We start from the raw sequence: 11600 nt of genomic DNA, 5'->3' as shown, positions 1-11600 counted from the left end.
AGGCGATAGGAAACGGGCCTCCAATTGCAATTCCCGAAGTGGCCCAGCATGACCCGAAGCAACGGCGCCGTCGAAGGCGCGAGGCCGATGCGCCAACCGCTTCCGGCATCACATCCTGGAGGAGAGCAACTCGTGACGGACGCCTATATCATCGACGCGGTCCGCACCCCGCGCAGCATCGGCAAGATGGGCAAGGGTGCTCTTTCATCGATGCACCCCGAGCACTTGTCCGCCGCCGTGCTGGCCGCCCTGCGGGATCGCAACGGCTTCGACACGGCCGAGGTCGACGATGTGATCTGGGGCGTTTCCGCCGCGATCGGGCTGCAAGGGGGCGACATCGGCCGCATGGCGGCGCTCGATGCCGGTTACGACATCAAGGCGGGGGGCGTCACGCTCAACCGCTTCTGCGGCTCCAGCCTCACCGCGACCAGTCTGGCCTCCGCGATGATCATGTCGGGCATGGCCGATCTCATGATCGCGGGGGGGATGGACATGCTGTCCTACGCCAACGCCCATGGCATGAAGATGCGGGAAGCCGGTGTCGGCAGCGCGGGCATGGGCGCGGGCAATCCCCGGCTCCAGGCCAGGCATCCGCAGACCAACCAGGGCGTCGCGGCAGACGCCATCGCCGCGATGGAAGGCATCACGCGGCAGGAACTCGAAGCGCTCGGCGTCGAAAGCCAGCGCCGCGCCGCGCGCGCGATCGCGGAGGGCCGCTTCGACGGTTCGACCATCGCGGTGAAGGACGATGAAGGCCGGGTAATCCTGGACCACGAGGAATATCCCCGCCCGGATACGACCGCCGAAAGCCTCGCCCAGCTCAAACCCGCTTTCGAGATGTTCCTCGACATGCCTTCGGCGCCGGGCGGCAAGACCTTCCGGGAACTGGTTCTCCAGGTCTATCCGCAGCTCGACATCAAGCCGATCCATCACGCGGGAATTTCCTCGGGCGTGGTCGACGGCGCTTCCGCTATCCTGCTGGCATCACGGGATTATGCCGAAAGGCACGGGTTGAAGCCGCGCGCGCGTATCGTCGCCATGGCCGAAACCGGCGATTGCCCCACGCTCATGCTCAACGGTCCCGTCCCGGCCGCGAAGAAGGTCCTTGCCAAGGCCGGTCTGACCAAGGATCAGATCGACATATGGGAAGTGAACGAGGCCTTTGCCGTGGTGGTCGAGAAATTCATCCGCGACCTTGACCTCGACCGCGCGAAGGTCAATCCGAATGGCGGGTCGATAGCGTTGGGCCACCCCATCGCGGGAACCGGGGCAATCCTGATCGGCACCGCGCTCGACGAACTGGAGCGTACCGGGGGCCGTTACGGCCTCGTCACCATGTGCGCGGCCGGGGGCATGGCCCCGGCGATCGTTATCGAGCGCGTCTGAACATTAGGGCGAAGCAGGAGTTGCGAGTGGACACCGAGGCGGAAGAAAAGCTGACCGGCAAACTGGGCGAGACACTCGATGACCGGGATATCAGCATCCGCCGCCAGGTCGGCCTGCGCATGACGGTGATATCGCGTCTTCAACGCAACAATTTCGACCGCAAGGTGGCCGCGCTGAACGTCACCCGCTCGCAATGGTCGATGATCGCCGTCGTCGCCCGCTATCCCGGCTCGACCCAGCGCACCATTGCCGAATACCTGGAGATGTCGGAAGCCTCCGCAGGCCGCCTGATCGACCGGCTCTGCGCGGACGGATTGCTGGAAAGGCGCGACCGGGCCGACGATCGCCGCGCGCGTGCGGTCTATCTCACGCCCGAAGCCAAGCCATTGCTCGATCAGCTCGGCGAAATCGCCAACGAGAGCGAAGACCGCATGTTCCGGGGCTTTTCGGATGACGAGGTTGAGCGGCTGCGCGACTACATGAACCGCATCTACGATAACGTCGCGCGCGGCTGAAGCGCCGATATCCGTGCCGGAAACGAAAAGGGCGGCTCGTTGGAGCCGCCCTTTCTGTATGCGCTTTCTGTGTGCGTCGGCCGCGAAGATTACTTCGCCGAAGCAATTTCCTTCTTCGAAAGCGAAGTGGTCAGCTTGCCGTCTACCGCCGAAAGGCTGGATGCCGGAACCGTGACGAGACGACCGTTGAGGATCACCTGCGGGTTGCCGTCAGAGGCGACACGGTAGATCGGAGCCAGACGGTTGCCGTTGTCCGCATAGAGCATCTTGCCGGCCGACATATCGAGCGGCGCCGCAGCAGCGTCGGTAACGGCGCTGACCGACTGCGAAGTTCCTGCAAAGGCAGCCGGAACGACGGCGAACGAAGCGATGGAAGCGGCGGCGGCAAAAGCAACGAACTTGTTCATCTTGGGCATCTCCGAAAAACTTTTTTGATCTCGTCGAGGTTCCCTCAACTTACTAACCTAGGTTAGGAGTTGCTGAACAAACAGTCAATTGCATTTTTGGCAATAGTGAGAATATTTTTGCAACTGCACAGGGCGTGATGAACGCACACCCGGCCTCTTCGCACGCCCTCCGTCATCGACGTGTTGCAGCACAGCACGCGGGTATCGCTCAGGCGTACGGCGCTGCGGAACACCGCCATGATCGTCTGCACGATGGCGGGCGGGTTGCCAGTCCCGGCCTTTGCGCTCACATCGAAGGCAAGCCCGAGAGAGGGCGGAAATCCACCAGCGAAGGCGGATTTCAGGGAAAACGGCGACAAGCGGGGATAGGCTGAAGATGGCAACGAAGGTGATGCAGGGTGTGCGCGTCCTGGAAGTGGCGCAGTTCACGTTCACGCCGGCAGCCGGCGCGATCCTGGCCGATTGGGGCGCGGACGTCATCAAGATCGAGCACCCCGTACGCGGCGACACCCAGCGTGGTTTCCTGAACATGGGCGGCGTCCAGCTCGACCCTCTGCGCCATACGCTGTTCGAACATCCCAATCGCGGCAAGCGCAGTGTCGGGATCGACCTGTCCACGCAGGAGGGCCAGGAACTGCTCTATGAACTGGCAGGCCAGTGCGACGTTTTCCTCACCAACTATCTGCCGCAGGTTCGCCAGAAGAACCGCTTCGACATCGAACATATCCGCGCCGCCAATCCCAGGATCATCTACGCACGCGGCAGTGCCTGGGGAGACAAGGGACCGGAGCGGGAAAAAGGCGGCTTCGACGGTACGGCCTTCTGGTCGCGCAGCGGCATAGCCGACTGCATGACGCCGCCGGAACTCCCCGGCCCGCTTTCGCAGGGCATGCCCGCTTTCGGAGATTCGATCGGCGGCATGTTCATTGCCGGGGGCATCTCCGCTGCGCTCTTCCACCGCGAAAAGACGGGCGAGGCAACCGAACTCGACGTCTCGCTGATGAGCACCGCCGCATGGGCATCGGGTGCCAACATCGCGCAAGTGGTGGAAACCGGCGTGGTCTCGCGCAATTCGATGCCGAGTTCGGGCGGCAATGCCAAGAACCCGTTCATGGGCAACTTCTGGACGTCCGACGGCAGGACGATCAACTTGTGCATGGTCAGCCCGACCGGCCTGATCCGCGACACTTTCGAGCATGTCGGCAGGCCTGAAGCCGCCGACGATCCGCGCTTTGCGGATGTGCTCAGCCTGATCGAGAACGCGAAGGCCGCCAGCGACATTCTCGTCGAGGCCTTCGCGGCAAAGCCCTTCGCCTACTGGCGTGAGCATCTCAAGACGCTGAAGGGGCAATGGGCGCCCATTCTCAACCTCCTGGAACTTGCGGGCGACGAGCAGGCCCTTGCCAACGATCTCCTGGTCGAGGTCGAGGCGGCCGACGGCGGCGAACCGCTCAAGCTGGTGCGCGGCCCGGTCCAGTGGAACGGCGAAGCTCTGGAAACCACCCGTTCGCCGCAGGCCTCGGAGCATACCGAAATCGTTCTGATGGAAATGGGCATCGAGTGGGACAGGATCGAGGACCTGAAGACAAAAGGCGCGATTGCCTGAATTTTCGCGAAATACCCGGAATCAGACTGCCCAAAGTTCAGACTGCCCAAGTTTCAGACTGCAAGGACCCAACAAGATGAAGCCCGGAACCCGTCTCAAGAGTGCAGCCTGCGATACCGAAGTCATGGTGATCCGCTGCGCCGAAGGCACGATCGAATGCGGCGGCGCACCGATGGCGGAAGCCCGGCCCGCCGATGCCGCTCCTCTCGCCGCGGATTTCTCGGCCGGAACACTGATGGGCAAACGCTATGTCGATACGGAAGGCCGATACGAACTGCTCTGCGTAAAGCCCGGCAAGGGTTCGCTGTCGGTCGACGGCGTCGCGCTGGTCGTGAAGGACGCCAAGCCCCTCCCTGCATCCGACTGATCAGGACAGGCTCCCGATGAACATCGCGCTTCTTCTCGAAATGGCGGCGGAAGCCGCGCCCGACCGCGTCGGCCTCGTCTGCGAAGGCAGGCGCTGGACTTACGGCGATCTGCTGGCGGCGGCGCGGGGCGCTTTCGAGCTGATCCGGCAAAGCGATGTCCAGTATGTCGCCCTGCTCGATGAAAGCAGCGAGGCAGCCGTCATCGCAGTGTTCGGCGCAGCCTTGGCGGGCGTTCCCTATTGTCCGCTCAACTACCGCCTGCCCGACGCCGACCTTGCGGCGCTGCTGGCCCGGATCTCGCCCGCGCTGGTGATCGGAGACGAGGAGCGCATCACCCGCATCGCCGGCGATCACGGGCACCACGTGCTTTCCCGCGAGGAATTCGCTCTCAAGGTGCAGGAAACGGTTCCCGCAGAAGATGCCCGCGAATACGACCCCGGCGAGGGCATCGCCATCCAGCTCTTCACCAGCGGCACCACCGCTGCCCCGAAAGCGGCCATCCTGCGGCACTCCAACCTGCTGGGCTATATCCTCGGCACGGTCGAATTCGGCTCCGCAGACGAGGCCGATGCGGCGCTGGTGGTCGTGCCGCCCTATCATATCGCGGGCATTTCCGCGCTGCTCTCGTCTATCTATTCGCTGCGCAAGATCGTCATGCTTCCGGCCTTCTCGCCCGAGGCCTGGCTGGCGCTTGTCGCTGCGGAGCGCGTTTCCAACGCTTTCGTCGTGCCCACCATGCTTTCGCGCATCATCGAAGCCATGGAGCGCCTCGGCGGCACCCTGCCCCTGGCGTCGTCGCTCTCATCGCTCCGGGCCATCGCCTATGGCGGCGGCAAGATGCCGATCGAGGTGATCCGCAAGGCGCTGGAGCTGTTCCCATCGGCTGGTTTCACCAATGCCTACGGGCTCACGGAAACCAGTTCCACCATCGCACTGCTCGGCCCGGACGACCACCGCGCGGCGCTGGCCTCTCAGGACCCGAAAGTCCGCGCCAGGCTGACCTCGCTCGGCAAGCCGATCCCCACCGTCGAAATCGAGATCCGCGGGGAAAATGGCGAAGTCCTCGGCCCCGGCGAACCCGGCGAGATCTACGTGAGGGGCGAACAGGTCTCGGGCGAATACAAGGAGAAGAGCGCCCTCGATCCGCAAGGCTGGTTCCCCACCCGTGACGCCGGTTATATCGACGAGCATGGCTACCTGTTCCTCTCCGGCCGGGCTGACGATGTGATCGTGCGCGGCGGAGAGAACATGTCTCCGGGAGAAATCGAGGACGTTCTGCTCACCCATCCGGCCGTGGCCGATGCCTGTGCCTGCGCCATCCCCTCGCTGGAATGGGGAGAGGCCGTAGGCGTCGCCATCGTGCTGCGCGAGGGTCATGACGCGCCGGAAGAACCCGAGATCAGGGATCTCGTTCGCGGCCGCCTGCGATCGTCGCGCGTACCGGAGAAAATCGTGTTTCTTGCGGAACTGCCGTATAACGAAATGGGAAAACTGCTGCGCCGAAAGGTCAAGGACGTCCTTGCGGATTGAGCCGGATACACCTGAATCGAAAACGACCGGGCCGGAAACGGGCGCGCCAGAAGGCGTTCGCCTGGCCATTCCGCTGGCGCGCTGGGCGGACCGGCAGCTGGAAGCCCTCGCCCGCGATCATGGCCTGCCCCGTCTTGACGGTGCGACCTTGCTGGGAGAGCGCGCCGCGAACGGCGGTTTTCGGATCGGCGGCCGTGTTTCCGCAGGGCTTGGCGGCAGCCGGCTCCTGCCTACGCGCGACGGCAAATGGTTCGCGCTGACCCTGATCCGCGATATCGATCGGGAATTGCTTCCCGCCTTGTTCGGCACGACCGATCTTGCCGTTCACGACGATGCCGCGATCGCCGCCACCACACTTGAACACGAATGCGCCGAACTTCTCGAGCGCGGGCGCGCACTGGGCCTCCCGGTCGCCAGCGCCGACGAAAGCCCAGTCTCCGCGCCGGTGGAAGTCATCGAGCGCGGCGAACATCGCGCCCCGCCCAGGGGGCACCGGCCGCTGGTCGTGGATCTTTCCGCCATCTGGGCGGGTCCGCTGGCCGGACACTTGCTCTGGCAGGCGGGCATGGAAGTGGTAAAAGTCGAAAGCCGAACGCGCCCGGACCTCATTCGCCGCGACGATCCATCGACATTCGATCTGATGAACCAGGGCAAGGCAAATCTTCTCGTCGATTTCGCCTCCCATGAAGAAAAGGCGCGGCTGGTCGACCTGATCCGGCGCGCCGATATCGTTATCGAAAGTTCCCGCCCCCGCGCCCTGCGCCACCTTGGAATCGATGCGGATACTCTCGTGCGCGAGGTGCCGGGGCTGGTCTGGCTTAGCGTGACCGGTCACGGCGCGCGCGGGGAGGCCGCCGGATGGACCGGCATCGGCAACGATTGCGGCGTGGCGGGCGGACTATCGCGCGCACTCGCCCGGGCCAGCGGCCGAATGGGTTATGTGGGAGACGCCATCGCCGATCCCCTTACCGGCATCGTGGCGGCGCGCTCGGCCTTGCGCGCCCTCCGCGAAGGTCATGCTGTGCGGATCGGCCTCGCCATGAGCGCTATCGCGAACATGGCCTTGGCCGAAGAGACCGGTTTCGATCCAGCCGCGCTCGAAATCGAGCTGCGCACCTGGGGCCTGGCGGTGGGGCGCCCCTTCCCCCCGGTCTCGCGGCGCTCCCTGACTGCTGCGGTCCGCCCGCTCGGCGCCGATACCGACCGCTACCTTTCGGAATCCGCCCCATGCTGATCCGTAATGCCGAAATCCATGGCCACGGGCAGGCCGACTTGCGCATCGAAGGCGGCATCATCACCGCCATCGGCCACCTCGAACCGCGCGCGGGCGAACCTGTGATCAAGGCGCAAGGCGGCGCGCTTCTGCCGGGTCTTCACGATCATCACCTTCACCTTGCCGCATTGGCCGTGCGCGAAGCATCGATCGTTTGCGGTCCGCCGGACGTGACGAATAGGGACGCGCTTTTCGAAGCCTTCAGCGCGAGCGGAGAGGGTTGGCTGCGCGGCGTCGGCTTCTGCGAGAGCCTGCTGGACGGCATGCTTCCCGATGCGGCCTTTCTCGATACCCTTGCGCCACATCGCCCCTTGCGGATCCAGCATCGCACCGGCCGGATGTGGCTCCTAAATTCGATGGCCCTTGCGAAGTTGCTCGAAGGCGCAGCCCCGCCGCCGGGGCTGGAGCGCCTTAACGGCCGCTATACCGGCAGGCTTTTCGACGAGGATCGCTGGCTGCAACAGGCTCTCGGCAGCGCCCCTCCCGATCTTGCGATAACAAGCAGCCGCCTCGCCGCTTTCGGCGTGACCGGGCTGACCGACATGTCGCCCCGAAACGACCCGTCCATCGCCCGCCATTTCGCGCAGCAGATCGAAACCGGCGCGCTGAAGCAATCGCTGGTCCTCGCAGGCGCGCTGTCGATCGCCGAAGCGGAACCGGTCAACTGGCGCCTGGGCCCCGCAAAACTTCACCTTCACGAGAACGCCCTGCCCGATTTCGACGAGACTTGCGCCTGGATCGCCAGCGCTCACGATCAGGGGCGCGGTGTTGCGGTACATTGCGTCACGGAAGTCGAGCTGGTCTTCACCCTGGCCCTGTTCGAAGCGGCCGGCATTCCGAGAGCCTTTGGGCGCGGCGATCGCATCGAGCATGCTTCCATCGTCCCGCCCGATCTCGCGCGGCGTATGGCGGAACTGCACCTCAGCGCCTGTGTGCAACCCGGCTTCGTATCGCAGCACGGCGATCGCTATCTGGCCCAGGTGGAGCCTCGTCACCAGCCGGATCTCTACCGCCTCCGCAGCCTGCAGCAGGCCGGAGTACCCCTGGGAGCGGGCAGTGATGCGCCTTATGGCGAGACCGATCCCTGGGCTGCGATGCGCGCCGCCGTGCAACGGCGAACGCGCCGGGGTATAGCCTTCACGCCGGACGAAGCCCTCTCGCCCGAGCAGGCCCTGGCGCTCTATCTGGCCGATCCGCTGGACTTGCCCCGCCAGCGCCACATCGCCGTGGGCGGACAGGCCGATCTCTGTCTGCTCGACCGTCCCTGGCGTCAGGCACGTGAGCGGCTCTCGGCACAGGACGTGCGGATTACCATCGCTTCAGGCCGTGTCGTCCACCAGCGAATCGACCAAGCCCCACGCGAGCGCCTCACGCGCACCGAGCCGGCGGCCGCTTAGGATCAGAGACAGGGTTCGTTGGCGACCGATCCGCCGGCTGAGCGAAACGCAGCCCCCTGCGCCCGGCAGAATGCCCATGGCCAGTTCCGGCAACTGAAACCACGATCGCCGCGTCGCCGTGATCCTTGCGGCGAATGCGGCGAGTTCGAGTCCGGCCCCGATACAGGCACCGTCGATATGCGCTTCCATGCGATCCCGGCAGCGCACGGCCTGCCGCGCCGGCAGAGTCTCGCTGCGAATGGCATGGGCCCTTGCCGGATCCGTCGTCGTGCCGAACTCGGATAGCTCCGCACCGAGGCTGAAGCTGCGCCCTTGTCCGCGCAGGCATACCCGCTCGATCGTCGTGTCGGCATTGGCCAGCGCAAAAGCCTCATGCAGGGCGTCGCGCATGGCACGATCGATGGCATTTCCCGCTTCAGGCCGATCGAGAATCACGATCAGGACATCGTCCTCCCGCGACAGGACGACCCGGCCCTCCGGCAGGGGGGAGGTGTTGTGTGCGCGCGCCACGATCCAGCCGCGGTGAGCCTCGCTTCCCTGAAGGGCAGCATAGGCCAGCGACTCGGCGGTTAAAGCGTCGTCGTCGGCCAGTTGCGGCAACATTCTCAGCAACTGGGTCACGATCCGGGCCGCCAAGGGCTGGGCCGCGGCGGCAGCCGCGATGCTCTGCGCGTTATCTCGCGGTCCGATCACCGCGTCCAACCTCGCAGCGAGCGGATGTTCCCCCGATCCTATACCGATCAACGGGTAAGGCGGGAGGGTCGGGAGGGTGCTTTCGATACTTTCTCGCTCCAGATCGACGAAGCCGACCGGCAGGTCAGGAAAGCCACAGGGATGGATGCTCTCGGGAGCAATCAGGAGATCCTGCAGATCAGAAAGCATCCATGCCCCTCACAATTTCCAGACTGGACTCGGGCTCTCCCGGCCGATCGCGCGCCCCGTTTCGCCTCGCCTGAATGGCTTCTCGCCGCAGCAATTCCAAACGAAATTCCCGCATTTCCACGCTTTCAGATCCCTCCCTGTCATGGCCACTTCATCGCGGACACGAAACCTGTTGCTGCATCGCCGGCATGATGCTAACCAGGCTTAGCAAAAAACGAGTCAGGCTCAGTTTTATAGAGACCCGCTCGCGGAGAGAAGTGAGTTTTCCATCACCACCCTTAGGGAGGAGAGACCTCATGCCTGGAAAGACGACATCATCGAACAAGGCGAAGATCGCCCGTCGCGTTATCGAAGTTCTCGAGTATTTCGACGATTCCCACCGGGAAGCCACGGTGATGGATATTGTCCGGCGCTATAACCGCCCGCAGTCCAGCACGTCGGAATTGCTGTCGAGCCTCGTGGAACTTGGCCTGCTGAACAAGGATCCCTATTCGCGCGCCTATAGCCTTACACCTCGCGCCGCCCTGATCGGCACTTCCGGCCAGCCCGAACTCGTCCGTGACGGCCGCATCGTCCGCCTGATGGACCGGCTCGTCGCCCAGACCGGCCTTTCGGTGGCGCTCACCTCGATGGTCGGTCTGGACGTGCAGATCGTGAACTGGCGCCACGGCCCCCGCGCCCTCGCAGCAACGCGCGAACTGGCGGGCGGCATCAAGGAGCCCCTGGCCCGGAACGGTGCGGGCCTGCTCATGCTCTCGACGATCGCCCGGCAGCGCTGTGAAGGCATGGTGCGCCGCCTCAATGCCGAGGCGGCCGAGATGGACAAGTTCCCGTTCTCCGACATGATGGCCCGGATCGACGCCTGCCGGGATCCCCGCTACATTTTCGGCCCTGCCGGCTTCGGCAGCGGGGCCGACGCTCTTTGCGGCCTGCTGCCCCGCCAGCCGGAAGGCCATCCGCTGGTCATCAGCCTGATCTACGGCAAGGACGACAAGGTAAACCCGGAAGCCCTGCTCCAGTCGCTGAGCGACGCCATGCGCAAGTGCCTTCCCGATCCGGCCCCCGTCGCCGAACCCGAACAGCTTCCCCACGCGGCATGACCCGCGCCTGATCGGGTCGCACCGGCAACAGGAATGGGCCTCGCGATATCACTCGCGAGGCCCATCTGGTTTTCGCGCGCTATTTTCTTCCGGCCTCGACCTCGTCGAGCATGGTTTTGGCGATCTTCAGGAAATTCACGGTGTCTACCTGAGCGGACGGCACGGCCTGACGGAACGTGGCGAAACCGTGAATGAGTCCCCGTCCCTCGTAATAGGCTGTCGGCACGCCCGCCTCGACCAGCTTGGCGGCATAGGCCCTTCCCTGATCCCTCAGCGGATCGAGCCCCGCAGTTACCAGCACCGTTGGCGGCAGGCCGGAGAGGTCGCCCAGAATCGGCGAAGTGCGCGGACTCTTTTCATCGGCAGCATAGTGCTGGCGGAACAAGGCGGTCATACTATCATCAAGGCCGTAGCCGTTTCCGAACTGCCTGGCCGAAGGATACGCGCGCGTGAAGTCTGCTGCGGGATAGATCGGCACTTGCAGGATTACCGGCACCGCCGCGGGCTTGTCGCGCAAGGCTGCGGCGGCGATCAGCGTCAGGTTTCCGCCGGCGCTGTCACCGCTGAGCACGAGCCCGGTGACTTCGCGCCCCAGCGCCTTGCCGTTCGCGGCGATCCACCGCGCCGCAGCTTCTCCATCGTCCGGGGCGGCAGGCCAGGGATGCTCGGGTGCGAGACGATATTCGACCGACACGACCGGCAAGTCCAGTTGACGTGCGATTTCCGCTGCCAGGGCGGCGTGGGTATCGATGCTGCCCAGCACATATCCACCCCCGTGATAGAACACCACGACAGGCCCCGGCCCGCGTTCGGCCCTGCTGTCGAACAGACGCAGCGCCATTGCGCCGCCCGGTCCCGGCATCGAAAGGTCCTTGATCACGGCAAGCTCACCCACCGGCAGATCGCGCGAAGGCATGGCCGATGGCGGCAGCTTGCGGATCTGGGCGATGACTTCGGCCGTGAGCAGCGGCATCGGATGCGCGCTGGAAGCCTTGAGATAGGCTGCAACGTCCGGCCGTACTTCAGGCGCGGAAGTCGATGAGCGCGCCGCGACCGCAGCGTCTCTGGCAGCCAGATCATCCGGCGAGAAAGCGGCGGCAAGCACCGATGCCGCCATGGCAACTGCTGCAAACCGT

Annotated in this window: 12 protein-coding genes; 8 read left to right on the top strand and 4 right to left on the bottom strand. The window is 64.8% G+C overall.

Annotation, left to right across the window (positions count from 1 at the left end):
• Window positions 1–132: 132 nt before the first annotated feature.
• Both NTCA1_RS01325 and NTCA1_RS01320 read left to right on the top strand, forming a co-directional pair.
• Window positions 133–1386 (top strand): acetyl-CoA C-acetyltransferase, encoded by a 1254-nt coding sequence (locus NTCA1_RS01325; protein WP_159827510.1) that lies wholly within the window; start codon window positions 133–135, stop codon window positions 1384–1386.
• 26 nt (window positions 1387–1412) lie between these two features.
• A complete protein-coding gene (locus NTCA1_RS01320) occupies window positions 1413–1901 on the top strand; it encodes a MarR family winged helix-turn-helix transcriptional regulator (protein WP_236549033.1) in 489 nt (162 codons plus the stop codon).
• Between the two features lie 89 nt (window positions 1902–1990).
• On the opposite strand, the gene NTCA1_RS01315 is transcribed toward NTCA1_RS01320, so the two are convergent.
• Window positions 1991–2308 carry a hypothetical protein gene (locus NTCA1_RS01315; protein WP_159827507.1) on the bottom strand — a complete coding sequence of 106 codons (318 nt, stop codon included), beginning with the start codon at window positions 2306–2308 and terminating at the stop codon, window positions 1991–1993.
• A 62-nt stretch (window positions 2309–2370) separates the two neighbouring features.
• Window positions 2371–2667: a hypothetical protein gene (locus NTCA1_RS01310; protein ID WP_159827504.1), complete on the bottom strand. Its 297-nt coding sequence runs from the start codon at window positions 2665–2667 to the stop codon at window positions 2371–2373.
• A 17-nt stretch (window positions 2668–2684) separates the two neighbouring features.
• Between NTCA1_RS01310 and NTCA1_RS01305 the strand changes: the two genes are divergently transcribed.
• The 5 genes from NTCA1_RS01305 (at window position 2685) to NTCA1_RS01285 (ending at window position 8482) form a co-directional block, all read left to right on the top strand.
• Window positions 2685–3914: a CaiB/BaiF CoA-transferase family protein gene (locus tag NTCA1_RS01305; protein WP_236549032.1), complete on the top strand. Its 1230-nt coding sequence runs from the start codon at window positions 2685–2687 to the stop codon at window positions 3912–3914.
• A gap of 76 nt (window positions 3915–3990) precedes the next feature.
• Window positions 3991–4281 (top strand): hypothetical protein, encoded by a 291-nt coding sequence (locus NTCA1_RS01300; RefSeq protein WP_086492020.1) that lies wholly within the window; start codon window positions 3991–3993, stop codon window positions 4279–4281.
• Between the two features lie 16 nt (window positions 4282–4297).
• Complete coding sequence (locus NTCA1_RS01295) at window positions 4298–5812, top strand: class I adenylate-forming enzyme family protein (RefSeq protein WP_159827501.1); 1515 nt, start codon at window positions 4298–4300, stop codon at window positions 5810–5812.
• A complete protein-coding gene (locus NTCA1_RS01290) occupies window positions 5802–7046 on the top strand; it encodes a CoA transferase (RefSeq protein WP_236549031.1) in 1245 nt (414 codons plus the stop codon). Before NTCA1_RS01295 ends, NTCA1_RS01290 begins: the two co-directional genes overlap by 11 nt.
• Window positions 7040–8482: an amidohydrolase family protein gene (locus tag NTCA1_RS01285; RefSeq protein ID WP_159827498.1), complete on the top strand. Its 1443-nt coding sequence runs from the start codon at window positions 7040–7042 to the stop codon at window positions 8480–8482. Before NTCA1_RS01290 ends, NTCA1_RS01285 begins: the two co-directional genes overlap by 7 nt.
• On the opposite strand, the gene NTCA1_RS01280 is transcribed toward NTCA1_RS01285, so the two are convergent.
• Window positions 8405–9364, bottom strand: coding sequence for an enoyl-CoA hydratase/isomerase family protein (locus NTCA1_RS01280; RefSeq protein ID WP_159827495.1), 960 nt, complete (start codon window positions 9362–9364; stop codon window positions 8405–8407). The genes NTCA1_RS01285 and NTCA1_RS01280 overlap by 78 nt on opposite strands.
• 296 nt (window positions 9365–9660) lie before the next feature.
• Here NTCA1_RS01280 and NTCA1_RS01275 point away from each other — a divergent pair, with 296 nt between their 5' ends.
• Window positions 9661–10464, top strand: a complete 804-nt coding sequence (locus NTCA1_RS01275) for a helix-turn-helix domain-containing protein (protein WP_086492024.1) — start codon at window positions 9661–9663, stop codon at window positions 10462–10464.
• Between the two features lie 79 nt (window positions 10465–10543).
• On the opposite strand, the gene NTCA1_RS01270 is transcribed toward NTCA1_RS01275, so the two are convergent.
• On the bottom strand, window positions 10544–11581 hold the full coding sequence (locus NTCA1_RS01270; protein ID WP_159827490.1) for an alpha/beta hydrolase: 1038 nt from the start codon (window positions 11579–11581) through the stop codon (window positions 10544–10546).
• Window positions 11582–11600 lie beyond the last annotated feature (19 nt).

Origin of the sequence: Novosphingobium sp. TCA1 (assembly GCF_009811895.1) — a bacterium.
Classification (GTDB): domain Bacteria; phylum Pseudomonadota; class Alphaproteobacteria; order Sphingomonadales; family Sphingomonadaceae; genus Novosphingobium; species Novosphingobium panipatense_A.
The sequence above is the reverse complement of the archived record's forward strand: the minus strand, read 5'-3'. Positions and strand labels throughout refer to the sequence as shown.

What these genes read in the sequence shown, in the direction of transcription:
- NTCA1_RS01315 (WP_159827507.1), bottom strand. Translation starts at nt 2,308, where the DNA reads ATGAACAAGTTCGTTGCTTTTGCCGCCGCCGCTTCCATCGCTTCGTTC.
- NTCA1_RS01305 (WP_236549032.1), top strand. Translation starts at nt 2,685, where the DNA reads ATGGCAACGAAGGTGATGCAGGGTGTGCGCGTCCTGGAAGTGGCGCAG.
- NTCA1_RS01300 (WP_086492020.1), top strand. Translation starts at nt 3,991, where the DNA reads ATGAAGCCCGGAACCCGTCTCAAGAGTGCAGCCTGCGATACCGAAGTC.
- NTCA1_RS01295 (WP_159827501.1), top strand. Translation starts at nt 4,298, where the DNA reads ATGAACATCGCGCTTCTTCTCGAAATGGCGGCGGAAGCCGCGCCCGAC.
- NTCA1_RS01285 (WP_159827498.1), top strand. Translation starts at nt 7,040, where the DNA reads ATGCTGATCCGTAATGCCGAAATCCATGGCCACGGGCAGGCCGACTTG.
- NTCA1_RS01280 (WP_159827495.1), bottom strand. Translation starts at nt 9,364, where the DNA reads ATGCTTTCTGATCTGCAGGATCTCCTGATTGCTCCCGAGAGCATCCAT.
- NTCA1_RS01275 (WP_086492024.1), top strand. Translation starts at nt 9,661, where the DNA reads ATGCCTGGAAAGACGACATCATCGAACAAGGCGAAGATCGCCCGTCGC.
- NTCA1_RS01270 (WP_159827490.1), bottom strand. Translation starts at nt 11,581, where the DNA reads ATGGCGGCATCGGTGCTTGCCGCCGCTTTCTCGCCGGATGATCTGGCT.